Source organism: Pseudophaeobacter sp. A-200-2 (genome assembly GCF_041008815.1).
GTDB lineage: Bacteria > Pseudomonadota > Alphaproteobacteria > Rhodobacterales > Rhodobacteraceae > Phycobacter > Phycobacter gallaeciensis_A.
Genome location: NZ_JAXGFU010000009.1, coordinates 79,943 through 103,509, shown reverse-complemented (window position 1 = coordinate 103,509; position 23,567 = coordinate 79,943). Strand labels below are relative to the sequence as shown.

Genomic DNA, 23,567 nt, shown 5'->3' with positions numbered 1-23,567 from the left:
TCAATCGCAGACAGCCGGATTCTGCAGCCAGTCTTGCAGCCGTCAGCAGAGGTTCGCGTCACATTTCTGGTGCCCGCGCAAACACTTGCCAATCACAGCACCAAGGTGGCAACATCGGGATATGTTTACCATCGAACACGAATTCGACTCGACCGTCGTTACCCTGGTGGATGAGGGCGAGCGCCCTTTGCTGGAAGATGTGACTATCAACGCCTTTGCGGAATGCGTGACTGTGGAGCAATTCGATCCTCGCACCGACAGGGTAGAGAAGATCACCCTCTCCTACAGCCAGCTGCGCGATCTGGCCGCTGCGCTGGACCTGCCCGAAGGCGTTTATCGCCTGGTTCCGGATGAGGCCACGCCGCAGGATCCCGCATCTGGTTCATGAGCCGCGATAGACGAAAACCTTGTCCCGTGATGTGGCGCCCCGGCGCAGCTCCAGAGCAGAGGGCGCAACCCCCATGGCCCGGGCCAGTAAATCCGCGACTGCGGCATTGGCCTTGCCGTTTTCCGGCGCCACGGTGACCGAGACCTTCAGCCCGGCCTCGGTCCGGGTGATCGCGTTGCGCGCCGCCTTTGGCGTGGCCCGCACCTGGATCTCCAGCCCCGCAACGGCCAGGTCCGCAAGGTCCGGTAGATCTTTCTTCTTTGGTTTTCCCATGTCGATTTGATGCCCTGCCGCCCCTCAAAACACCAGCACCAATTGCAATGCTGCAACGGTCCGAAACAAGCTGCTGTACAGCAGGTCAGGATCGCTTCAAAATACGTGAGGTTAAGTTACGCGGTTCGCACCGCCTGAGATGTGTTTGGTTGGGCCTGCGCGGCTCCTGTGTATTCGGTGTTACCTCCTATGGACAAAAAATCGATCATTCTTGATTTCCTGAATGCCGCCCTCGGAGATCCCGGTGACTTCGATTTGGGTCGGTATTTCACCGAGGAGGCGACCTTTTGCGGACCTGTCACCGGAGGCCAGATCATTCCAATGATGGAATGGGTCGAATTCAAACTCGTTGTACAGGGCCTTGTCGGACCGTCTTCCTTTGAGGTTATGAATGCGATCGAACAGGACGACTGGATCTCGATGCGCATTCGCATTTCAGCCAAGTGCCTTTCGACCGCGGAAATGATTGTCGCCTACGATTGTCTCATGGCGCGGTTTGAAGGGGACCGGATTGCTGAATACATCGGTCACATGGATTACTTCACCTTCTTCCAGGACCTTGGCTTGATCCCGCCCGGCTCGTTGCATGCCTGCCTCAGCGGCCAGCGCATGGTCTGGGAATAATTGCTGCCGCACCGCGCGCCGCGATAATCACCGAACCGCCCCTTGAAAAACACGCGCCAGCCAGCATATAAAACCTTGATGTAAAAAGGTTTCACATATGCCAGAACAGAATGCTGCCGCCCTTGATTTCCTTCTGAACCGCCGCTCCCGCCCCGCGAAGACGTTGGTCGCACCGGTCCCCAGCCGGGACGAGTTGCAGGTTCTGCTGACCGCCGCCGCCCGCACGCCCGATCACGGCAAGCTGGAGCCCTGGCGCTTCATCGTCATCGAAAGACCCGCCATGGCACGGCTTGCAGAGCTAACCACAGCCGCAGGTGAGCGGCTGGGAAAATCGCCCGAGGATATCGCCAAGGGGCGCAGCCAGTTCGAGCTTGGCCAACTGGCCGTCGCGGTGATTGAGGTGCAGACCGACAGCCCCAAGATCCCGGCCATCGAACAAACCTATTCCGCGGGCGCTGTCTGCCTTGCGCTGCTCAATGCGGCGCTGGCGGCAGGATGGGGGGCGAATTGGCTCTCTGGCTGGGTCAGCCACGACCGCCAATTCTGCGAAGAGGCCCTGTCGCTGGCGCCGCACGAACGCATCGCCGGCTTCATCCATATTGCCACCGAAGGTACCAAGCCGCCGGAACGCCCGCGCCCGGATCTGGAGCGCATCACCAGCTGGATCGACGCATGATCTTTGACGCTTTTTTCAAGACTCTGGCCCAGACCGGCGATCCGCGCTTTCGCAGGGTTCTGTTTTTGGGTGTCGGACTGACCTTTGCGCTACTGATCGCAATATATGTGCTTTTCTTCTTTCTGGTGCAGTGGCTGGTCGGCCCGCAGGTCACCCTGCCCCTGTTCGGGGAGGTGACGTGGCTGGACGATATCCTGTCCTTCGGGTCGATCCTTCTGATGATGGGGCTGTCGGTCTTTCTGATGGTCCCGGTCGCCTCGGCCATCACTTCGATGTTTCTGGATCAGGTGGCACAGGCGGTTGAGGACAAGCATTTCCCTCAGCTCCCCCCTGCCTCTGATCCAACGATCGTGGAGGCGCTGCGCGACACGGTCAATTTCCTTGGCGTGCTGATCGCCGCGAACCTGTTGGCGCTGGTGCTTTATCTGATGTTCCCGCTCATCGCGATGTTCATTTTCTGGGGGCTGAACGGGTTCTTTCTGGGCCGGGAATACTTCACCCTGGCCGCCGCCAGACGCATCGGAATGCCCGAGGCCCGCAAGATGCGGCGCAAGCACATGGGAACCATTTGGATCGCAGGCACGTTGATGGCGATGCCACTGTCGGTGCCGCTGGTGAACCTGGTGATCCCGATCCTGGGCGCGGCCACCTTCACCCATATTTTCCACAGCCTGTGGCGCAGGGCCTGACGGCGAACAGATCAACGGTCCGGGGGCATCCCCCCGGGCCGCGTTTTCTCAAGAGGCGCTATTTTGGATCGGGCAGCCGGTCGAACCAGTCGAAATCATTCACGCTGATCACTCCGGATAGGATTATTCCTGCCACGATGGCCCAGATCACGAAGGCCGCGATGGTGGTGATCACCGCCTTTTGCTTCAGATAATGGTTTTCGGGGGCGCCAGCATGGGTGCCGGGCACGATCTCCCCCTTGTCACCTTGTGTCTCAAGCCGGATCGGAATGACGATCAGGAAGGTCATGAACCAGATCACCGCATAAAGCACCAGTCCCGATGTAATTCCCATAGCGCACCTTTATTGTATATCCGCGCGCCGACGTCCGGCGCTGGCCTCAGGTAGCCTCAAACCTGCTCCAGTTCCACCAGGCAACCGTTGAAATCTTTGGGGTGCAGGAAAAGAACCGGCTTGCCATGGGCACCGATCTTCGGCTCGCCAGAGCCCAGAACCCGCGCACCCTGCGCCTTCAGGTGATCCCGCGCAGCCAGGATATCCTCAACCTCGTAGCAGACGTGGTGAATGCCACCAGCGGGGTTCTTTTCCAGGAAGCCATTGATGGGCGAGTCATCCCCCAGCGGGTAAAGCAGCTCAATCTTGGTGTTGGGCAGCTCGATGAAGACAACTGTGACACCATGATCGGGCTCATCCTGCGGTGCGCCGACCTTGGCGCCCAACGCATCACGGTACTGAGCCGAGGCCGCCTCAAGGTCGGGCACGGCAATCGCGACATGGTTCAAACGACCGATCATGATGTGTATTCTCCTCTCAAATCCTGTTCGACTTCCTTATGCTGAGACCAGCCAATGGGGGCAAGTGCGCCAATGCGCACGGCGCGCTACCGGGCGGCTGCGGAGAACACCGGGCAACCGCAGGCAATCATGGAGAAAACCCGCAGCCTTGGCATCTCCTGCATCGCGTTAACCTCTAATTAGCCTCAAATCCATAGCGTCAGTCAGTATCCCGCAAGGAGTATGAGTAATGGACGATTCGGAACTGTTTGCAGCCGCCCACCGTCTCCCGACGAAACGGCGCCCTCTTCTTGGTCTGACCATTCTGGTGGTCGAGGACAGTCGCTTTGCCTGCGAAGCGCTGCGCCTGCTCTGTTTGCGCAGCGGTGCCCGTATCCGGCGCGCCGATTGCCTGAAATCCGCCCGCCGACACCTGAAGGAATACCGCCCTTCCGTCGTGATTGCCGATGTGGGGCTACCGGATGGCTCCGGCACGGAACTGATCGCCGAGATCAATCAGGGATCACCGCGGGTTTCCGTCATCCTTGGCATTTCCGGCGACGAAAGCCTTGAAGAAGAGACGCTCAAGGCTGGCGCCGACGGCTTCCTCGCCAAGCCGATCACCTCGCTGGCGGCATTCCAGCATGCGATCCTGTCGCGCCTGCCCGCCGACCGGCAGCCCGCCAGCCTGCAGGACCTGTCGGATGAAACCATCGAGCCGGATTTCCTCGCCTTTCAGGACGATATGGCCCATGCGGCAGATGTTCTGAACGAAGACCATGAAGGCAACACGCTGGACTATCTGACGCAGTTCATTGGCGGTGTTGCACGCAGTGCAGGCGACAAGCCGCTCGCCAATGCCGCGGCAAGCCTTGCCCAGGCCCGCATGGCTGGCCGCCCCATTGGCCCGGATACAGCAATGCTGGCGGGAATGGTGCAGGAACGTCTCGAACGGAAAATCGCGATCTGACATGCTCGAAGTTATTCTGATCGGCTCGGCCACGCTGGCCATCGTGCTCTATCTGCAGGCGCGCCAGGCCGCCCGCGAAATCCGCCAGAACCGCGATCGCAGCACGCGGGAACAGATGGTTATCTACCGCCACGAGCATTGACCTCTGCACGGCGAAACAGGCCCCGGACCCCGGGGCCGCTATCGCCGCCTGAAGCGGTTCTATCCTTTTGACCCGACCAGCGCGGCGCACCCTTCAGGGTCACCGCAGCAGGCCAAGATCATCCTCCATCCGCAGCCCCGGAAACACGGTTTGCTCCAAATCGGCCACCCCTACCCCGGTCAGGCCGCGCAGGATCCAGGCCGCGGGTGCACGCACGTCCGCCGTCGGCATCAGGTCACGCCGGTCATAGAGCGCGGCTTCCTCCAACCCCGGCCAGCGCCCGTAGATCCGGCCGCCGCGGATCGCCCCTCCCGCCAGCAGCATCGCGCCACCGGTTCCGTGATCGGTGCCACCGGTGCCGTTCTCCCGCGCTGTGCGACCAAATTCCGTCATCGCGACCACCGCCGTCTTGTCCCAGACATCGGCGCCGACACCGGCCTTTAACTCCAGCACGGTGTCGGACAACCGGCCCAGCGCCGATTTCAACGCCCTGTCCTGCCGGTTATGCGTATCCCACCCATTGATCGAAAAGGCCGCAATGCGAGTGTCCGCGCGCAATTGCTGCGCTGCGTAGGCCGCAATCTTCAGATGAGCCTTGCCCCGCGCGGGCGTTGGCATGGTCATGCCGCCCGCCATGCTCATTTCCCCGTCCTGCATGTCCTCCTCCCCAGACAGCGGCAGCCCAGGCGCCTCGCGGGAAAGCTCCAGCGCCTCTGACAAGGCGCCGTGAAACAGCGGATCATCCTCCATCAGCAGCCCGGCCAGACGTTCGGCCTGCGGGCTCATCATCAGAGCGGCATCCGGAGACCAGTCCGCCACAGGCGCCGCACCATTCAGAAGCTTCATCTCTCCCTGCCCCAAGGCAAAAGCGGTGCGCGCCTCGATCCCGCTTTGCTGCTGCAACAAGCGGTTCAGCCAGCCATCGCGCGCCTGTTCCAGCCCCGGCGTGCCCGCCTCCAGCAGGTCCTGACCGTCGAAATGGCTGCGCTTGTCCCGGTAAGGTGTCGAAACCGCGTGGACAAAGGCCAACTCCTCGGACCGCCACAGCGGCATCAGCGGCGACAGGGCCGGATGCAGGGCAAAGAACCCATCCAGATCCAAACCGCCGTGGTCCGGGCCGCCGCGCAGTTTCTGCCGCAGAGCGGGATAGGCAGGATCGCCATAGGGCTGCACCACGTCCAGCGCGTCCATGCCGCCGCGCAGGATGATCACCACCAGCCGCCGGTCCCAGGGGGCCGAGGCAAAGCTGACCGGCGTCAGCAGCGGGCTGGCGGCCAGCGAACAGCCAAGCGCTGCGCCGCGTGCAAGGAAGCTTCTCCGGGAATGTCTCATGATCAATCCTCCTGCTAACGGCGCTGAAAGGCCGGGGCGCTCAGCACCAGAGCGACCCCTTCGGCCCGGGTTTCGGCTGCCGAGGCGGCAAATAGGACATTGCCATCGGCAAAACTGCCTAGGGCTATTCCGGCAAATCCGCGTGGATCGGGAAGATCGGCCACTAGCCGCTGCGGCGCCGCAAAAGCCCAGCGCAGGCGGGCCGACAGGCCCTGCGGCGTGATCCAGGCGGCATCATCCTCGCTCCATCCATCCGGCCCGGCAGGATCTTCCCATTTCTGTCCCATCAGCGTCAGCGGCGCCGCAAAAATCCGATTGAGCTGCCCACGCTTGAGCCCCGTCACCCGGTCTGCGTCCACCGGCAGCGCCCGGCAGGCCGACGCCACGAAATCAAAGGGCGGCTTTACATTTCGCAGCTCCGGCGCCCAGGCGGCGGGATGCTCCAGCAAGGCGGCGTAGACATCCGGCAGGTAACCACCAGACTGACGGAACCGCTCTGCCACATGCTCAACCAGATCCGCGTCCGGCTGGTCCGAGGTGAAATGCACCGCCAGTTTGCGGGCAATGTGCCGGGCCGTGGCCGGATGACGCGCGAGATCACGCATCGCCTGCAGCACCGGCTCCAACCGCCCTTTCTCTGCGCCATAGGAGCGGCCAAGTACCTGCTCGCTGCCGGGCTCTGCCAGGCCTGGGCGGAAGTTAAACCCTTCTTTGCGATTGAAACTGAGCCCGGTAAAGAGCTCTGCCAATTGCCGCACATCCGTCTGACTATAGGGGCCATCCACCCCCAGCGTGTGCAATTCCAGCACCTCGCGGGCGAGGTTTTCATTGAGACCGGCACTACGTTTGCGCCGCTGCGCGACAGGGCTGTTCGGTCCGACCGAGCTTTTCTGATCCAGATAATGCAGCATCAACGGGCTGGTCACCACCGCGATCAGCAGATCTTCGAACCGGCCCGCAACATGAGGGCGGATCGCGGTCTCGGCATAGGGGGTTGCCAGATGCCGAAAGGCACCCCGCCGCCCCTTGGCGGTGAAATGATCCGACCAGAACAGGGTCAGCCGCTCCCGCAGGCCGTCAGACGTACCGGCATAGCGCAGCAGACGCTGGGCAAAATTTTGCAAACGGTCCGTTCGTTTCTGCTGCCGAAAGGTGCGGTAGCGCGCGTCCGCCGCCTCATACTCCGGCTGACCGCGCAGCTTGCGCCGTTCTCTTGCGAGCGCCTGAAACGTCACTGAATCGGCAAAGGCCGCATCAAAATCCTGCACCGGATAGGCGCGCGCCATCTCATCGGCGCCGGTCAGGCGCTGCAACATCGCCTCGGGCGATTGCGGCGGTGCCAGCCGGGGTGACAACCCGCAGCCAAACCGGATCTCGGCCAGTTCAGGATCAAACCGCATCTGTCATTGCTCCGGCCCCATTTTCATTTCGGGATCAACAGGTCTCGATCTCCACAGTAGGCCAGAACCTCCGTAGCACCCACACCCATCACTTACTGATACGCGAGGATTTGCCGGTTCCGTCGCAGCAGGAACAAAAAAACCCGGAGACCATGCTCCGGGCTTTTTGAATTGTCTTGGCAAGGCTCTTAGGCCTTACTGATCCTGCGGAATGACGCGCAGTCCCAGTTCCATCAGCTGCTCCGACATCGGCTCGGACGGGGCCGACATCATCAGATCTTCAGCGCGCTGGTTCATCGGGAACATGATGACCTCGCGAATGTTGGCCTCATCCGCCAGCAGCATCACCATGCGGTCGATACCGGCAGCGCAGCCACCGTGCGGCGGGGCACCATATTGGAAGGCGTTGACCATACCGCCAAAGCGCTTCTCGACCTCTTCCTTGCCATAGCCGGCAATTTCGAAGGCCTTGAACATGATCTCCGGCTTGTGGTTCCGGATCGCGCCCGAAACCAGCTCGTAACCGTTGCAGGCGAGGTCATACTGATAGCCGAGCACCTTGAGCGGGTCGCCCTCCAGTGCTTCCATCCCGCCTTGCGGCATGGAGAAGGGGTTGTGCTCGAAGTCGATCTTGCCAGTTTCCTCGTCTGCCTCGTAGATCGGAAAGTCAACGATCCAGGCAAAGGCGAAACGGTCCTTGTCGATGAGACCCAGTTCTTCGCCGATGACAGTGCGGGCGCGGCCTGCAACGCTTTCAAAGGACTTGGGCTTGCCGCCCAGGAAGAAGGCCGCATCGCCCACGTCGAGACCCAGCTGCTGGCGGATCGCCTCGGTGCGCTCGGGGCCGATGTTCTTGGCCAGCGGACCGGCGGCCTCATTGCCCAGAACGATCTCGCCCGCCTTGATCTTGGCGTTGACTTCCTTGACGGAAATACCCTGCTCCTGCGCGATGGAATCCGCCGACTGCTTGCGCCAGAAGATATAGCCCATGCCCGGCAGACCTTCCTGCTGGGCGAATTTGTTCATGCGGTCGCAGAACTTGCGGCTGCCGCCTGTGGGGGCCGGGATGGCGCGCACTTCGGTGCCTTCCTGCTCCAGCAGTTTGGCGAAGATGGCAAATCCGGAGCCGCGGAAATGTTCCGAGCAATCCTGCATCTTGATCGGGTTGCGCAGGTCCGGCTTGTCGGTGCCATACCACTTGGCGGCATCCTTGTAGGAAATCTGCGGCCATTCGCTGTCGACCTTGCGACCACCGCCGAATTCCTCGAACACGCCCTGCATCACCGGCTGGATGGTGTCAAAGACATCCTGCTGGGTGACAAAGGACATTTCCATATCGAGCTGGTAGAAATCGGTGGGCGAGCGGTCAGCCCGCGGATCCTCGTCCCGGAAACAGGGCGCGATCTGGAAATATTTGTCAAAGCCCGAGACCATCATCAGCTGCTTGAACTGCTGCGGCGCCTGCGGCAGCGCGTAGAACTTGCCCGGATGCAGACGGGAGGGCACAAGAAAGTCGCGCGCGCCTTCGGGCGACGACGCGGTGATGATCGGGGTCTGGTATTCGTTGAACCCCTTGTCCCACATGCGCTTGCGGATCGACTGGATCATGTTCGAGCGCAGAACCATGTTGTTCTGCATCTTCTCCCGGCGCAGGTCGAGGTAGCGATAGCGCAGGCGAGTTTCCTCGGGGTATTCCTGCTCGCCAAAGACCATAAGCGGCAGTTCCTCGGCTTTGCCGAGAACCTCGATATCGCGGATGAAGACTTCGATCTCGCCTGTCGGGATCTTCGGGTTCACCAGGCTTTCGTCGCGCGCCAGCACATTGCCATCGATGCGGATACACCATTCCGAACGCACCTTTTCGATCTCCGCAAAGACCGGGCTATCGGGGTCAGCCATGACCTGGGTGATGCCATAGTGGTCGCGCAGGTCGATGAACAGCAGGCCGCCGTGGTCGCGGACCCGGTGGACCCAGCCAGACAGGCGCACGGTATCGCCCACGTTGGATTTGTTCAGTTCGGCGCAGGTATGGCTGCGGTATGCGTGCATTGGCTGACCTTTCGTGTCGCGGGTCGTCTCTCGGGGCATCTGTCCGGGCGGACCATCAATCGGGATATGCGCCAAAGCGGCGCGGAATTCGTCCGGGCTGGTACACTAGGTTGCGGCTCTCTTGTCAAGCAAACAGGGCGCATTCGCCCCGTCAGATGCCCGTTTTTGCCCTCTCGCCACGTCGGCGCAAAGGCTCCCGCCCCCTCTGCGCCCCATCGCTGCGCGATCCGGCCAGACGAGTTGGGCGTGGCGCCCCGCCTTCGGCGCGGCGCGGGCGGCGCCGTGGTGCCACCCCAGCGCGCCGCCCGGGGCTCTTGTCCGCGGGAGCGCCCCCGTCCTTTTCAGATCAGTTTCAGACCAGCTTGGCCGGGATCAGCCCGCGCAGGGAATTGCCCATATGAATGGATTGCGCCCCCTTCAGATCCTCAAGGCTCAGCACCGCCTCGGCGCATAGACCGCGCTCCAGCATCTCCTGCCGCAAGATGCCGGGCAGAAGGCCGCAGCCGAGAAGCGGCGTCACCACCTGCCCACCTGCAAGCGTCACAAAGATATTGGTAATAGTGCCTTCGCAAACCTCAGCGCGCTGATTGAGGAAAACCAGCTCGTCGATGCCTGTCGGCAGAGCTGCCCGGGCGCTGTCATAAAACGCGCGGCGGGTGGTCTTGTGCCGTAGCCACGGGTCGTCGGCATCAAGCCGGATGTCTGCGATGCCCAGCCGCCACTCTGCTGGGGGTTCCCCCAGTGGCGCAGTGGTCATGTCAAATCGCCCCTCCACGTCGAGCGTCAGCCGACAGCGCAGCGGCGTATCACTGGCGAGGTCTGCCAGCATCATCTCCGCCTGCCCGGGATCGAAGGGAATGCCAAACGCCGCCGCGCTGCGCCCCATCCGGGACAGATGTCGATGCAGCCGCCGCCCACCCTCGCCCGGATACCAGCCCAGCGTTTCGATCAGGCGGAAAGCGGGATCACCCTTGATGGTGTCGCAGGTTGCGTCATCTGGGCGAACCGGGCTTTCCATAGCGCTTCCTCATATTCTGATGCGGCGGTGCTGTCCCAGACCACTCCGCCGCCCACGTTCAGTGTTGCGCGGCCGTCCTCCAGCATCACCGTACGGATTGCAACATTGAACGACGAGGCGCCATCCGGGGCGGCCCAGCCGATAGTGCCGCAGTAGATGTCACGCGGCCAGGGTTCCAGATCCGCAAGGATCTCCATCGCGCGGATCTTGGGGGCGCCGGTGATCGACCCGCAGGGGAACAGCGCCGCGAAGATCTCTGCCAGCCCGGCATCCGGCCGCAATCGCGCCCGTACCAGCGACACCATCTGATGCACGGTGGCGTAGCTCTCGACCGCGAACAGTTCCGGCACATGCACCGATCCGGTCTCCGCCACGCGGCTGATGTCATTGCGCAGAAGATCAACGATCATCAGGTTCTCGGCCCGGTTCTTTTCGTCCTGACGCAGGAAGTCACGGCGACGCGCGTCCTCAAGCGGATCGTCGCTGCGCGGCTGGGTGCCTTTCATCGGGCGCGTTTCTATGAGGCCCGAGGCGTCGGTGCGGAAGAACAGCTCGGGCGAGCGCGACAGAAGGTCCGGCAGCCCGTCCTGTTCGACCAGCACGCCGTGGCCCACTGTCTGTCTCGCCTGCAAAGCAGCATAAAGCGCCTCTGCGCTGCCATGGGCTTCGGCATCGATGGGAAAGGTCAGGTTGGCCTGATAGATGTCGCCCTTGCCGATGTTGCGGTTCACCTCGGCGAAGGCCTCGGCGTAGCGAACATAGCTCCAGCGTGGCGTGATATCCCCAAGCCCAGCTCCGCCCGGCAGCACGCCGGGCAGCGCCCGTCCGCCCCCCCGGGCGGGCGCTTCGCTTTCCGCCCGCGGACGAGCGCTGCCCTCAATGTCCTGCTGCCGCGGCTCCTCATAGACCCCAAAGCAGATCAACGGCAGCAGCCGCCCATCCGGCATCCGGGACGCCAGCTTTGGCTCCAGCGCGTAGCCCAGTTCATACGTGGCATAGCCCGCCAGCCAATGCCCGGCCCGCCGCGCCGCATCGAGCGCCGCCAGCGCCGCGGGCACCTGGTCTGCCTCTTCCGCACGGATCACACGCAGCGGCTGATCGAAACACGTCCTGGCCCCCGTGGGCCCCTGATCAAAGCGAATCCGCACCGGGTCTGTCTCCTAAAGCTCTCGCCTCCTCATATACGCGTTCGCAATGCGCACAAAGGGGGCGGATGCGGCATTTTCCGATCCGTTTCCGATCCCCCTTGCACCTTTTCGCGCCATCCCTATAACGCAGGACAATTTGGGCGCATGGGGGCGCCCGGTGACTCGACCCACATTCCGCACGCACAATCGAAGGAAGCTAGGCCATGCCAAAAAGAACCGACATCCAGTCGATCATGATCATTGGTGCGGGGCCCATCATCATCGGGCAGGCCTGCGAATTCGACTATTCCGGCGCACAGGCCTGCAAGGCGCTGCGTGAAGAGGGCTACCGGGTGATCCTGGTGAACTCCAACCCGGCCACCATCATGACCGATCCGGGCCTGGCCGATGCCACCTATATCGAGCCGATCACGCCCGAGGTCGTCGCCAAGATCATCGAAAAAGAACGCCCTGATGCGCTGCTGCCGACCATGGGCGGGCAGACGGGTCTCAACACTTCTCTGGCGCTCGAAGAGATGGGTGTGCTTGAGAAATACGGCGTCGAAATGATCGGCGCCAAGCGCGAAGCCATTGAAATGGCAGAAGACCGTAAGCTGTTCCGCGAAGCGATGGACCGGCTGGGCCTGGAAAACCCCCGCGCCACGATCATCACCGCCCCCACCCGCGACAATGGCTCTGCCGACCTTGAGGCAGGTGTGCAGCTGGCCCTCGACGCCCTTGATGAAGTCGGCCTGCCCGCGATCATCCGCCCCGCCTTTACGCTCGGCGGCACCGGCGGCGGCGTGGCCTATAACCGCGAAGACTACATCCACTACTGCCGCTCCGGCATGGATGCCTCGCCCGTGAACCAGATCCTGGTCGACGAGAGCCTCTTGGGCTGGAAAGAGTATGAAATGGAAGTGGTCCGCGACAAGGCGGACAATGCGATCATCGTCTGCTCGATCGAGAACGTCGATCCCATGGGCGTGCACACCGGTGATTCGATCACCGTGGCCCCTGCCCTGACGCTGACCGACAAGGAATACCAGATGATGCGCACCGCCTCGATCGAGGTGCTGCGAGAAATCGGCGTGGAGACCGGCGGCTCCAACGTGCAATGGGCAGTGAACCCCGCCGATGGCCGCATGGTGGTGATCGAGATGAACCCGCGGGTGTCGCGCTCTTCTGCGTTGGCCTCCAAGGCAACCGGCTTCCCGATTGCCAAGATCGCCGCGAAACTGGCGGTGGGTTACACGCTGGACGAGCTGGACAACGACATCACCAAGGTGACGCCCGCGTCGTTCGAGCCCTCCATCGACTATGTCGTCACCAAGATCCCGAAATTCGCCTTTGAGAAATTCCCAGGTTCTGAACCCTACCTCACCACCGCGATGAAATCCGTGGGCGAGGCGATGGCCATCGGCCGCACCATCCACGAGAGCATGCAAAAGGCGCTGGCCTCGATGGAATCCGGCCTCACCGGTTTTGACGAGGTCGAGATCCCCGGCATGACCGTGGGCCTCTGGGACGAGGCCACCGGCGATGACAAGGCGGCGGTGATTAAGGCGATCAGCCAGCAGACCCCGGACCGCATGCGCACCATTGCCCAGGCGATGCGCCATGGGCTCAGCGATGATGAGATCCAGAACGTCACCAAGTTCGACCCCTGGTTCCTGTCCCGCATCCGCGAGATCGTCGACGCCGAGCGCGAGGTGCGCAAAAACGGCCTGCCGATGCGCGAGGACCAGTTGCGGGCGCTGAAGATGCTCGGCTTTACCGATGCCCGTCTTGGCGCCCTGACGGGCCGGGACGAGGACAACGTGCGCCGTGCCCGCCAGAACCTGGGCGTCAACGCCGTCTTCAAGCGGATCGATACCTGCGCCGCCGAGTTCGAGGCGCAGACTCCCTATATGTATTCCACCTATGAAACCCCGATGATGGGCGAAGTGGAATGCGAGGCACGCCCCTCGGACCGCAAGAAGGTTGTGATCCTGGGCGGTGGCCCGAACCGGATCGGCCAGGGGATAGAGTTCGACTACTGCTGCTGTCACGCCTGCTATGCGCTGACGGACGCGGGCTATGAGACGATCATGATCAACTGCAACCCCGAAACAGTGTCGACCGACTATGACACCTCGGACCGGCTGTATTTCGAACCGCTGACCTTTGAACACGTGATGGAGATCCTGCGTGCCGAGCAGGAAAACGGCACCCTGCACGGTGTCATCGTGCAGTTCGGCGGTCAGACCCCGCTGAAACTGGCCAATGCGCTTCAGGACGAGGGCATTCCGATCCTCGGCACCACGCCCGACGCCATCGATCTGGCGGAAGACCGTGAACGCTTCCAGGATCTGGTGAACAAGCTGGGCCTCAAGCAGCCGCACAACGGCATTGCCTCCACCGATGAACAGGCGCTGGAAATCGCCGAGGAAATCGGCTTCCCGCTGGTCATTCGCCCCTCTTACGTTCTGGGTGGCCGCGCGATGGAGATCGTGCGCGACATGGACCAGCTGAAACGCTACATCGCCGAGGCAGTGGTGGTGTCCGGCGACAGCCCGGTTCTGCTCGACAGCTATCTGGCCGGTGCCGTGGAACTGGATGTGGATGCGATCTGCGACGGCAAAGAGGTGCATGTGGCAGGCATCATGCAGCACATCGAAGAGGCCGGCGTGCACTCGGGCGACAGTGCCTGCTCCCTGCCGCCCTATTCGCTGTCCAAGGACGTTATCGAAGAGATCAAGACCCAGGCCCATGCGCTGGCCAAGGCGCTGAACGTGGTTGGCCTGATGAACGTGCAGTTCGCGATCAAGGACGGCGAGATCTTCCTGATCGAAGTGAACCCGCGCGCCAGCCGGACCGTGCCCTTTGTCGCCAAGGCCACCGACAGCGCCATCGCCTCGATCGCGGCGCGCGTCATGGCGGGCGAGAAGCTTTCGGCCTTCCCGCAGCGGGCGCCTTATGAGCCCGATGCAGGCTACGACGTCGACGTGCCGATGGCCGATCCGATGACCCTGGCAGACCCCGACATGCCGTGGTTCTCGGTCAAGGAAGCGGTGCTGCCCTTTGCCCGCTTCCCCGGCGTCGATACGCTCCTGGGGCCGGAAATGCGCTCCACCGGCGAGGTGATGGGCTGGGATCGCTCCTTTGCCGGCGCCTTCCTCAAGGCGCAGATGGGTGCCGGGATGGTGCTACCGTCGGAAGGCCGTGCCTTCATCTCGATCAAGGATGCCGACAAGGGCGCCACAATGCTGGAGGCCGCGCGCACCCTGATCGAACAAGGCTTCACCCTGGTCGCCACCGGCGGCACCAAGGCATGGCTGGACGGGCACGGTGTGGCCTGCGAGGCGGTGAACAAGGTCTACGAGGGACGCCCGCACGTGGTGGACCTGCTGAAAGACGGCCATGTGCAGCTGTTGATGAACACGACCGAAGGCGCTCAGGCGGTCGAGGACAGCAAGGAAATGCGCTCGGTCGCGCTGTATGACAAGATTCCCTACTTCACCACCGCCGCCGGTGCCCATGCCGCCGCGCTGGCGATCAAGGCGCAGGCCGAAGGGGACGTTCAGGTCAAAAGCCTGCAGGGATAATCCCGCGATCAGATAGAAAATTGTCAAAGCCCCGGGTTTTCCCGGGGCTTTTTCGTTCCATCCCGGACATCGGTGCCACAAGTGCTCTCCCGCCTGTTTGTGCAGGGCTGATTTGCCGGGCGATCCTGCCACCCCGCTAAGCACGGCCCGAAAATCCCGCGCAATCAGGGCGGCCGTGTTGATTCAGATCATAGCCTTTGCTGCATCGCAGCGTACCCTGTGCCAGCAATGACCGGAGCGATCCGGCGCGTTCTTTGGTGCCAGCGGCTGAGGTGTCTGCGATGAACACGGAAAACAAGGCGGCCGAGGGCCAGGAAACGGGCATTCCGAACCGCCCCGCTCCCCTGCCCGAGGCCATGCCTGCAGAGGTTTCACAGAAACCGGAGCACGATCCTGCCGCCGAGATTGGCGACTTGCTCGACAAGGAAGCGCGCTCCAAACTGGCAAAGCTGACCGGGGGTCTTTCTCCGGCGGCGATCATGCGGGTTGTCGGCGATTGGTCGATCCATCTTGCCGTGTCCCCGGGCAAGCAGATGAACCTGTGGAACAAGGCCGTATCAGGGGCAGCGGACTATGGTCGCTATTTGTTTGAAACCTCTCTTGGTTCTGACGCGGTCAAACCCTGCGTCCCGCCTGCACGCCGCGACCGGCGCTTCAGCCATGACGCCTGGCAGAAGCAACCCTTCAACGCATTTCAGCAGGCGTTCCTCTTGCAGCAGGAGTGGTGGCATGAGGCGACCACCGGCGTTCGCGGCGTCAGTTGCGAGGATGAACGCGCCGTGTCCTTCATTGCGCGCCAGATGCTTGACGCAGTCTCGCCTGCCAATTTTCCGCTGACCAATCCTGAAGTGCTGCAAAAGACGAAGGACGAAGGTGGCATGAATCTGTGGCGCGGCATGGAAAACCTGCGCGAGGACATGCAGGATCTGATGGCGGGCAAACCTCTCCGCCCGGAAACGGATTTCCACGTGGGTAAAAACGTGGCGGTGACGCCGGGAAAGGTGGTTTACCGCAACCATCTGATCGAACTGATCCAATACGAACCCACCACCGACAAGGTGAAACCCGAACCGCTGCTGATCGTTCCGGCATGGATCATGAAATACTACATCCTTGATCTGTCGCCCGAAAATTCGATGGTGAAATACCTCACCGAGCAGGGCTACACGGTATTCATGATCTCCTGGCGCAATCCAGGATCCGAAGATGCTGATCTCGGACTGGAGGATTACCGCAAGAAGGGACCGATGGCGGCGCTGGACGTAATCCAGGACATTACCGCCGCCAAGAAGATCCACGCCGCGGGCTATTGCCTGGGCGGCACCCTTCTCAGCCTCACCGCCGCAGCCATGGTGCGCGATGACGATGACCGGCTTGCCAGCATGACGCTGTTCGCCACGCAGGTGGATTTCACCGAAGCGGGTGAGTTGACGCTGTTCATCAACGAAAGCCAGGTCGCCTTTCTGGAGGACATGATGTGGCAGCAGGGATACCTGGATGCGGGTCAGATGTCCGGCGCCTTTCAACTGCTGCGCTCGAACGATCTGGTCTGGTCGCGGCTTCAGAAGGATTACCTGATGGGCGAGCGGCCGGAGTTGAATGACATGATGGCCTGGAACGCCGATGCGACACGGATGCCTTACCGGATGCATTCGGAATATCTGCGCAAGCTGTTTCTGAACAACGAACTGGCCACCGGAAAATACGAGGTCGGCGGCCATCCGGTGTCGCTTGATGATCTGCGGTTGCCGATCTTTGCCGTCGGCACCGAAACCGATCATGTGGCGCCGTGGAAATCGGCCTTCAAGATCGACGCGCTGACCAGTTCCCCGGTCACATTCGTGCTGACCAATGGCGGGCATAATGCCGGTGTGGTTTCCGAACCCGGTCACCCCCGGCGCCACTATCACGTTCACACCAGTTGCGACCGGGACCGCTATCTGCCCCCCGATGAATGGCGCGAAGTGGCCGAGCGCAAGGAGGGATCCTGGTGGCCGGAATGGGTGGCCTGGCTTGAAACCCGGTCGGGAGACCCCACTGCGCCCCCCGCGATGGGAGAGGCGCTTTGCCCGGCGCCAGGCACCTACGTGCTCATGGAGTGACGCCACCGCCCCCGACCGGGTTAGCGGGGAGATATTGCGGCACGGCGCGCTTTGCCCGATTGTAGCGGATAATTGATATCACGAGGCACTGATGCAGTATTTCGAGAGCAAGACCTTTGATCAGATCACCCCCGGCGACAGCGCCGAGCTGACTCGCGCTCTGCGTGATGACGATATCGGCCCCTGTGTCGACCTGCCTGAAGGCAGTAACGCGGCTGCGCCGAACGATGGGATTGCGGCGGGCGCCTGGGGCAGTGCGCTGATTTCCGAATTGCTGTCCACCGAATTGCCCGGTCCCGGCACGGTCTGCCTGTCTCAATCGCTGCGCTTCCTTGCCCCGGCCCGCCTTGGCGAGATGATCACCACGCGCATCACGGTGCGCGAAACCGATCCCGAAACCCGGCATGTGATGCTCGATTGCCTCTGCACCGATAGCGCCGATGCCGCCCTTGTCGAAGGCACGGCAGAGGTGATCGCACCGGACAAGCCCCTGCGCGTGCCGCGCTCCGGTCGCCCCTCGGGCCAGCTGAGCAAGCCCGGCGCAGGGTTTGATGCGCTGATTGCCGCCACGCAGCCCCTTGATCCGATCGTGACCGCTGTGGTGCACCCCTGCGATGTCGCCTCGCTGGAGGGCGCGTTAGAGGCACGGGACAAGGCGCTGATCACGCCGGTTCTGATCGGTCCGGCCCCGCGCATAAAGGCGGCCGCCTCCGAGGCTGGTCTGGATCTGGCGGGGGTCGAGATCGTGGATGCCCCGCACAGCCACGCCGCAGCTGACATGGCGGTCTCACTGGTGCGCACGGGCAAGGCCGAGGCCCTGATGAAAGGCGCCCTTCACACCGATGAGGTCATGTCGGCAGTGGTCAACAAGGCCACTGGCCTGCGCACCGAACGCAGGATGAGCCATGTTTTTGTTCTGGATGTGCCAAGCTACCCCAAGCCGCTGATGATTACCGATGCGGCCATCAATATCTTTCCCGACCTGCTGACCAAGGCGGATATTCTGCAGAATGCCATCGATCTGGCGCAGGCGCTTGGTGTTGCCGCGCCGAAGGTTGCCATCCTGTCGGCGGTTGAAACCATCACCCCCAAGATCCCCTCGACGGTCGAGGCGGCGGGCCTGTGCAAGATGGCAGAGCGCGGCCAGATCACCGGCGGGATCCTTGACGGGCCGCTGGCCTTTGACAACGCGATTTCCCGCGCGGCGGCGCAGGCCAAGGGGATCACATCGGATGTCGCCGGGGACGCGGATATCCTGCTCGCCCCTGATCTGGAGGCCGGCAATATGATTTCCAAGCAATTGCAGTACCTCGCCGGCGCCGAAGCCGCGGGTCTGGTTCTGGGCGCGCGGGTGCCGATCATGCTGACCAGCCGGGCGGATGGCGCACTGGCTCGGGTCGCCTCGGCAGCTCTGGCGCAGCTGTTTGTGCGGCATCAACAGGCAAGGATCGCACCATGAGCGAAGCAATCCTCACCCTCAACGTCGGCTCCTCCTCGGTCAAATACGCGCTCTACGCTGCCGCAGGCAACGGCCCTGCCATGACCAAGGGCCATGTCGACCGCATTGGCCTTGGCCCGGTCCATCATGTCGATGGCATCTCAGAGCCGCTCCCCCTGCCTGCCGACGCAGATCACGAGCAGGTGCTGGATTGGCTGGTCCGCCACCTGCAGGAGCAAAGCGCGGAGTTGAAGGTCATCGCCGCCGGGCACCGGGTGGTCCATGGCGGTCAGCGTTTTGCGGATGCCACAAAGGTCACCGCCGACGTACGGGGTGAGTTGGAGCGGCTGGCACCATTGGTTCCGGCGCATCAGCCGCATAACCTTGCCGGAATCGACGCCTTGCAACGGGCCTGGCCCGGCATCCCGCAGATCGCCTGTTTCGACACCGCCTTTCACCGCACCACGCCGAGGATCGGGCAGATCTTTGCCCTGCCCCGCGCGCTCACAGATGCGGGGGTGCTGCGCTATGGGTTTCACGGACTTTCCTACGAATTCATCGCTTCGCAGCTGCCCACCCACCTTGGGAAGCGTGCCGATGGCCGGGTTCTGGTGCTGCATCTGGGCCATGGCGCCAGCATCTGCGCCATGAAGAACCGCAAAAGCATCGCCACCACCATGGGATTCACAGCGCTGGACGGGTTGGTGATGGGCAAACGCTGCGGCGAGCTGGACCCCGGCGTGCCGCTCTACCTGATGCGCGAAAAGGGCATGAGCCTAGAGGAGGTCGAGGCTCTGCTTGGTGGGCAATCGGGGCTGCTCGGTGTCTCGGGCCTCAGCGATGACATGCGCGATTTGCTGGAGAGCGATAGCGCCGCCGCACAAGAGGCGGTGGAGCTTTTTGTCTATCGCGCCTGCAAGCAGATCGGTGCGCTGGCGGCCGCAGCGCAGGGTATCGATGCCTTGGTCTTTACCGGTGGCATGGGCGAAAACGCAGCCGAGATCCGTGCCCGGATCGTTGAGGGCTGCGGCTGGCTGGGGGCCACCCTTGATACAGAGGCCAACGCCCGCAACGACACCCGCATTCACGGTGTGGACAGCACGGTCGGCGCCTATGTCATCGCCACCAATGAAGAGCGCGTTATCGCGGACCACGTCCGCACATTTCTGTCGGACGCACAGGCTGGTGCCGACGCCTCTGGACATGCAGCACAGCCGGGGATGAAAGATGTTTTCTAGCAGATGGATCATAGCCGGTATCGCGGTCCTGGCGGCCGGCGCCGGGCTTTATTACTACACCGCCAACGGCAATGGTGAGCTGCCCTATGGCATTACCTCGGGCAACGGTCGCATTGAGGCGGTTCAGGTCGATATTTCCAGCCGGATCGCCGGGCGGGTCGCCACGGTCGAGGTGAAAGAGGGTGATCTGGTCGAGACCGGCCAACTGGTCGCCACCATTGAAACCCGCGAGTTGGAGGCGCAACTGTCGCGGGCAAAGGCGGAATACGCATCGGTGGAAAGCCAGGTCGCAGCCGCCGAGGCCGCCATTGCGCAGGCCGAGGCGCGGTTGCTGCTGGCCGATCAGGAGCTGGAACGCACCCGCGAGCTGGTGTCCCGCGGGGTCGCAACTGCCGAAACCCTCGACGTACGTCTCAGCGATCACAAGGTTGCCGAGGCCAACCTCACCGTGGCCAAAGCATCGCTTCTGTCACAGCAGCGCGCGGTGGATGCGGCGCGTTTCGCCATTGAGGAAGTGCAGACCTACCTCGACGATGCCCGCCTGACGGCACCGACCCTTGGACGGGTACTCTACCGACTGACCGAGCCTGGAGAGGTCATCGGCGCAGGCGGACGCGTCCTGACCATGGTCGATCTCACCGAGGTCTATCTGGAGTTTTTCCTGCCCGCCACCGAGGCGCATCTCCTGTCCATCGGCAGCGAGGCCCGCATCCGGCTTGATATCGCCGATGTGGTGATCCCGGCCAAGGTCAGTTTTGTCTCACCAGTGTCGCAATTCACGCCCAAACAGGTCGAAACCGCCAGCGAACGGCAGGACCTGATGTTCCGGGTGCGGGTCCGGGTGCCACAACCGCTGGTCGAAGCGAACATTGACCTTGTGAAGACCGGGATCCGCGGCGTGGCCTATGTGCGTCTGGCCAGCGAGACCTTGCCGGATTGGCCGGAGTTTCTGAACAACATCCCCCCCGAACTGACCGCGCAAGAGTAAGGGCCCGGCCATGGAGGATCAAAGCCAGCCCGTCGTCCGCGCTGCCAATCTGATGCAGCGCTACAAGGACGTGGTCGCGCTTGCGGATGTGACGCTCGACATCCCGGCTGGCAAGGTGGTTGGCCTGATCGGGCCGGACGGGGTTGGAAAATCGACGCTGCTGGACCTGATCGCCGGTGCGCGGGTCATGCAGACCGGCACGCTGCAGGTGCTGGGCGGCGACATGCGTAAGGCGGGCCACCGGCAGCGGATCGGTCCGCGCCTTGCCTATATGCCGCAGGGGCTGGGCAAGAACCTGTATCAGGACCTGAGCGTTCAGGAGAACCTCGATTTCTTTGGCAAGCTGTTTGGACAAAGCCGCGCTGAACGCAACCGCCGGATCGCGCGGCTGACCCGGGCAACCGGGCTTTTTCCCTTTCTGGATCGCCCCGCCGGAAAACTCTCGGGGGGGATGAAACAGAAACTGGGCCTGTGTTGTGCGCTGCTGCATGATCCAGACCTGCTGATCCTGGATGAGCCCACCACCGGGGTCGACCCCCTGTCGCGGCGCCAGTTCTGGGACCTGATTGCCAAGATCCGGCAGGAACATCCCGGCATGAGCCTTCTGGTTTCGACCGCCTATATGGAGGAGGCCGAAGAATTCGACTGGCTGGTGGCGATGGATGCAGGCCAGGTTCTGGCCACCGGCACGGCAGAAGAACTGCGCGCCAGAACCGGCACCGACAGTCTTGAGGCCGCCTTTGTGCGCCTGCGGCCCGGCGGGGAGGGCCGCGAGTTGCCGGAGCTGGTCATTCCGCCGCTGCAAACCGATGGCGAGCGCCCCGCCATCGTGGCCCGCGGCCTGACCCGGAGGTTCGGCGATTTCACCGCCGTGAGCAACGTAAGTTTCGAAATCCGCCCTGGCGAAATCTTCGGCTTCCTCGGCTCCAACGGCTGCGGCAAGACCACCACCATGAAGATGCTAACCGGCCTGTTGCCGATGTCCGAAGGTGAGGCCTATCTTTTTGGTAAGCCGGTGAACGCCAAGGATCTTGCGACCCGTAAACGCGTCGGTTTCATGAGCCAGGCTTTCTCGCTCTATGGCGAACTTACGGTGGCGCAGAACCTCGCCCTGCACGCGCGGCTGTTCCAGATCCCCAGCCAGCAGGCCACGGCGCGCATCGCGGCGCTGGCCGACCGGTTCGAGCTATCGCATGTGATGGATACACGCTCTGGCGGGCTGCCGCTTGGTATCCGGCAACGTCTGTCGCTGGCGGTAGCGGTGCTGCACGAGCCGGAAATCCTGATCCTGGACGAGCCGACCTCGGGCGTCGATCCCGAGGCGCGGGACAGGTTCTGGGAGTTCCTCATCGAGTTGTCCCGCCACGACAAGGTGACGATCTTCATCTCGACCCATTTCATGAATGAGGCGCTGCGCTGTGATCGCATCTCGCTCATGCATGCGGGCGAAGTGCTGGTCCATGACACGCCGGACAATCTGGTTGAGGCCAAGGGCGCAACCTCGCTTGAGGACGCCTTTGTGGCCTATATCGAAGACGCAACCGGAGAAGGCGAGAGCGCCGATAGCGTGGCCCTGCAGGACGGAGGCGTGCCAGACGCCCATGATCCCCCGGTCAGGCTTGGCCGGTTCAGCCTGTCCAGATTGCTGGCCTACAGCCTGCGCGAAACGGTCGAGGTGATCCGCGATCCGATCAGGCTGGCCTTTGCCTTTCTCGGATCGGTGATCCTTTTGGTGGTGCTGTCCTACGGTGTCTCGATGGATGTGGAGGATCTGACCTTTGCCGCGCTGGATCAAGACCAGTCTCCGGCCAGCCGTAGCTACTTAAGCAGTTTCACCGGGTCACGGTATTTTCTGGAACAGCCGGATCTGTTGAACCGGGAGGATCTGATCCGCCAGATGGCGGCAGGCGAGGTCAGCGTCGCCGTCGAGATCCCACCGAATTTCGGCCGTGATCTGGCGCGGGGCAACACGCCCGAAGTTTCGGCCTGGCTGGATGGGGCCAATACGATGCGGGCCGGAACCGTCGAGGGCTATATCACCGGTGGGCACGCCATTTATCTGCGCGATCTGATGCTGGAGGCCGGTGTCGATCCGCAGGAACAGTCCAGTTTCACCATCGAAAACCGCTACCGCTACAATCCGACCTTTGCCAGCATCCGGTCAATGGGGCCGTCGATACCGGCCATGCTGCTGATGCTGTTTCCTGTCATCCTGATGGCCGTCAGCGTGGCGCGGGAAAAGGAAATCGGAACCATCACCAATTTCTATGTCACCCCCACCAATCGCATCGAGTTCCTGGTGGGCAAGCAATTGCCCTATGTCGCTATTGCCATGTGCAACTACCTGGTGCTGACGCTGATGGTCATATTTGTACTGGATGTGCCGCTGAAAGGCTCCTTGTCCGCGATAACGCTCGGGGCCTTGTGCTATGGCTTTGCGGTCACCGCCTATGGCCTTGTCGTGTCCTCGCTGGTCAAAACGCAGGTCGCCGCGGTTTTTGCGGCGGCGCTGCTCTCGCTGATGCCGACCATGCAGTATTCCGGCATGATCCAGCCGATTTCGACCCTGTCGCCCGAGGCGCAGATGATCGGCTCGGCCTGGCCTGCCTCCTATTTCATGCATCTGAGTGTCGGCGCCTATACAAAGGGGCTGGGCTGGGCGGCGCTGAGCCATGACATTGTGAAACTGAGCCTGTTTTTTCCGGTCTTTCTGGCCATTGCAGTGCTGTTGCTGCGCAAGCAGGAGAAATAG

At 62.5% G+C, this 23,567-nt stretch carries 20 protein-coding genes; 12 read left to right on the top strand and 8 right to left on the bottom strand.

All coding sequences use genetic code 11. The features are described from left to right. The first annotated feature begins 121 nt into the window (after positions 1-121). Entirely contained in the window at positions 122-388 is a 267-nt protein-coding gene (locus SM766_RS14605; protein WP_065272939.1) for a DUF8831 family protein, read from the top strand. Here SM766_RS14605 and SM766_RS14600 read toward each other — a convergent pair. Beyond that, the gene (locus SM766_RS14600; RefSeq protein WP_065272938.1) at positions 383-661 is read right to left on the bottom strand and encodes a DUF167 domain-containing protein; all 279 of its coding nucleotides are present in this window, start codon (positions 659-661) and stop codon (positions 383-385) included. The two genes, SM766_RS14605 and SM766_RS14600, sit on opposite strands and share 6 nt — an antisense overlap. 189 nt (positions 662-850) lie before the next feature. On the opposite strand from SM766_RS14600, the gene SM766_RS14595 reads away from it, so the two are divergent. The 3 genes from SM766_RS14595 (at position 851) to SM766_RS14585 (ending at position 2,650) form a co-directional block, all read left to right on the top strand. Continuing rightward, on the top strand, positions 851-1,285 hold the full coding sequence (locus SM766_RS14595) for a hypothetical protein (protein ID WP_065272937.1): 435 nt from the start codon (positions 851-853) through the stop codon (positions 1,283-1,285). Positions 1,286-1,382: 97 nt separating this feature from the next. Beyond that, positions 1,383-1,961 carry a nitroreductase family protein gene (locus tag SM766_RS14590; protein WP_368948249.1) on the top strand — a complete coding sequence of 193 codons (579 nt, stop codon included), beginning with the start codon at positions 1,383-1,385 and terminating at the stop codon, positions 1,959-1,961. Further along, complete coding sequence (locus tag SM766_RS14585; RefSeq protein ID WP_368948248.1) at positions 1,958-2,650, top strand: EI24 domain-containing protein; 693 nt, start codon at positions 1,958-1,960, stop codon at positions 2,648-2,650. Before SM766_RS14590 ends, SM766_RS14585 begins: the two co-directional genes overlap by 4 nt. Before the next feature lie 58 nt (positions 2,651-2,708). Here SM766_RS14585 and SM766_RS14580 read toward each other — a convergent pair whose 3' ends face one another. After that, a complete protein-coding gene (locus tag SM766_RS14580; RefSeq protein ID WP_065272934.1) occupies positions 2,709-2,984 on the bottom strand; it encodes a DUF1467 family protein in 276 nt (91 codons plus the stop codon). A gap of 56 nt (positions 2,985-3,040) precedes the next feature. Then, positions 3,041-3,445, bottom strand: coding sequence for a methylmalonyl-CoA epimerase (gene mce, locus SM766_RS14575; RefSeq protein ID WP_065272933.1), 405 nt, complete (start codon positions 3,443-3,445; stop codon positions 3,041-3,043). A gap of 229 nt (positions 3,446-3,674) precedes the next feature. On the opposite strand from mce, the gene SM766_RS14570 reads away from it, so the two are divergent. Further along, on the top strand, positions 3,675-4,394 hold the full coding sequence (locus tag SM766_RS14570; protein ID WP_065272932.1) for a response regulator: 720 nt from the start codon (positions 3,675-3,677) through the stop codon (positions 4,392-4,394). 1 nt (position 4,395) lies between these two features. Beyond that, a complete protein-coding gene (locus tag SM766_RS14565; protein ID WP_368948247.1) occupies positions 4,396-4,536 on the top strand; it encodes a hypothetical protein in 141 nt (46 codons plus the stop codon). Positions 4,537-4,635: 99 nt separating this feature from the next. On the opposite strand, the gene SM766_RS14560 is transcribed toward SM766_RS14565, so the two are convergent. The 5 genes from SM766_RS14560 to SM766_RS14540 form a co-directional block, all read right to left on the bottom strand. Beyond that, the gene (locus SM766_RS14560; protein WP_368948246.1) at positions 4,636-5,868 is read right to left on the bottom strand and encodes a DUF1501 domain-containing protein; all 1,233 of its coding nucleotides are present in this window, start codon (positions 5,866-5,868) and stop codon (positions 4,636-4,638) included. A gap of 14 nt (positions 5,869-5,882) precedes the next feature. After that, a complete protein-coding gene (locus SM766_RS14555) occupies positions 5,883-7,268 on the bottom strand; it encodes a DUF1800 domain-containing protein (protein WP_368948245.1) in 1,386 nt (461 codons plus the stop codon). Between the two features lie 195 nt (positions 7,269-7,463). Then, positions 7,464-9,317: an aspartate--tRNA ligase gene (gene aspS, locus SM766_RS14550; protein ID WP_065273765.1), complete on the bottom strand. Its 1,854-nt coding sequence runs from the start codon at positions 9,315-9,317 to the stop codon at positions 7,464-7,466. A 352-nt stretch (positions 9,318-9,669) separates the two neighbouring features. After that, complete coding sequence (locus SM766_RS14545) at positions 9,670-10,335, bottom strand: aminotransferase class IV family protein (RefSeq protein ID WP_368948243.1); 666 nt, start codon at positions 10,333-10,335, stop codon at positions 9,670-9,672. After that, positions 10,266-11,483 carry an aminodeoxychorismate synthase component I gene (locus SM766_RS14540; RefSeq protein WP_368948241.1) on the bottom strand — a complete coding sequence of 406 codons (1,218 nt, stop codon included), beginning with the start codon at positions 11,481-11,483 and terminating at the stop codon, positions 10,266-10,268. The genes SM766_RS14545 and SM766_RS14540 overlap by 70 nt, the downstream gene beginning before the upstream one ends. A gap of 203 nt (positions 11,484-11,686) precedes the next feature. On the opposite strand from SM766_RS14540, the gene carB reads away from it, so the two are divergent. The 6 genes from carB (at position 11,687) to rbbA (ending at position 23,567) form a co-directional block, all read left to right on the top strand. Further along, a complete protein-coding gene (gene carB / locus SM766_RS14535) occupies positions 11,687-15,049 on the top strand; it encodes a carbamoyl-phosphate synthase large subunit (protein WP_368948240.1) in 3,363 nt (1,120 codons plus the stop codon). A 356-nt stretch (positions 15,050-15,405) separates the two neighbouring features. Next, complete coding sequence (locus SM766_RS14530) at positions 15,406-17,151, top strand: PHA/PHB synthase family protein (protein WP_490363364.1); 1,746 nt, start codon at positions 15,406-15,408, stop codon at positions 17,149-17,151. 91 nt (positions 17,152-17,242) lie between these two features. Then, on the top strand, positions 17,243-18,610 hold the full coding sequence (locus SM766_RS14525) for a bifunctional enoyl-CoA hydratase/phosphate acetyltransferase (RefSeq protein ID WP_368948237.1): 1,368 nt from the start codon (positions 17,243-17,245) through the stop codon (positions 18,608-18,610). After that, positions 18,607-19,827 (top strand): acetate/propionate family kinase, encoded by a 1,221-nt coding sequence (locus SM766_RS14520; RefSeq protein WP_368948235.1) that lies wholly within the window; start codon positions 18,607-18,609, stop codon positions 19,825-19,827. Before SM766_RS14525 ends, SM766_RS14520 begins: the two co-directional genes overlap by 4 nt. After that, complete coding sequence (locus SM766_RS14515; protein WP_368948234.1) at positions 19,817-20,815, top strand: HlyD family secretion protein; 999 nt, start codon at positions 19,817-19,819, stop codon at positions 20,813-20,815. The genes SM766_RS14520 and SM766_RS14515 overlap by 11 nt, the downstream gene beginning before the upstream one ends. A 10-nt stretch (positions 20,816-20,825) precedes the next feature. Next, a complete protein-coding gene (rbbA, locus tag SM766_RS14510) occupies positions 20,826-23,567 on the top strand; it encodes a ribosome-associated ATPase/putative transporter RbbA (protein ID WP_368948233.1) in 2,742 nt (913 codons plus the stop codon).

Coding starts and splice junctions, on each gene's coding strand:
- SM766_RS14605 (WP_065272939.1), top strand. CDS start 122: ATGTTTACCATCGAACACGAATTCGACTCGACCGTCGTTACCCTGGTG.
- SM766_RS14560 (WP_368948246.1), bottom strand. CDS start 5,868: ATGAGACATTCCCGGAGAAGCTTCCTTGCACGCGGCGCAGCGCTTGGC.
- SM766_RS14530 (WP_490363364.1), top strand. CDS start 15,406: ATGCCTGCAGAGGTTTCACAGAAACCGGAGCACGATCCTGCCGCCGAG.
- SM766_RS14545 (WP_368948243.1), bottom strand. CDS start 10,335: ATGGAAAGCCCGGTTCGCCCAGATGACGCAACCTGCGACACCATCAAG.
- SM766_RS14515 (WP_368948234.1), top strand. CDS start 19,817: ATGTTTTCTAGCAGATGGATCATAGCCGGTATCGCGGTCCTGGCGGCC.
- SM766_RS14590 (WP_368948249.1), top strand. CDS start 1,383: ATGCCAGAACAGAATGCTGCCGCCCTTGATTTCCTTCTGAACCGCCGC.
- SM766_RS14565 (WP_368948247.1), top strand. CDS start 4,396: ATGCTCGAAGTTATTCTGATCGGCTCGGCCACGCTGGCCATCGTGCTC.
- SM766_RS14520 (WP_368948235.1), top strand. CDS start 18,607: ATGAGCGAAGCAATCCTCACCCTCAACGTCGGCTCCTCCTCGGTCAAA.
- SM766_RS14595 (WP_065272937.1), top strand. CDS start 851: ATGGACAAAAAATCGATCATTCTTGATTTCCTGAATGCCGCCCTCGGA.
- SM766_RS14525 (WP_368948237.1), top strand. CDS start 17,243: ATGCAGTATTTCGAGAGCAAGACCTTTGATCAGATCACCCCCGGCGAC.
- SM766_RS14555 (WP_368948245.1), bottom strand. CDS start 7,268: ATGCGGTTTGATCCTGAACTGGCCGAGATCCGGTTTGGCTGCGGGTTG.
- mce (WP_065272933.1), bottom strand. CDS start 3,445: ATGATCGGTCGTTTGAACCATGTCGCGATTGCCGTGCCCGACCTTGAG.
- carB (WP_368948240.1), top strand. CDS start 11,687: ATGCCAAAAAGAACCGACATCCAGTCGATCATGATCATTGGTGCGGGG.
- aspS (WP_065273765.1), bottom strand. CDS start 9,317: ATGCACGCATACCGCAGCCATACCTGCGCCGAACTGAACAAATCCAAC.
- SM766_RS14585 (WP_368948248.1), top strand. CDS start 1,958: ATGATCTTTGACGCTTTTTTCAAGACTCTGGCCCAGACCGGCGATCCG.
- rbbA (WP_368948233.1), top strand. CDS start 20,826: ATGGAGGATCAAAGCCAGCCCGTCGTCCGCGCTGCCAATCTGATGCAG.
- SM766_RS14600 (WP_065272938.1), bottom strand. CDS start 661: ATGGGAAAACCAAAGAAGAAAGATCTACCGGACCTTGCGGACCTGGCC.
- SM766_RS14570 (WP_065272932.1), top strand. CDS start 3,675: ATGGACGATTCGGAACTGTTTGCAGCCGCCCACCGTCTCCCGACGAAA.
- SM766_RS14580 (WP_065272934.1), bottom strand. CDS start 2,984: ATGGGAATTACATCGGGACTGGTGCTTTATGCGGTGATCTGGTTCATG.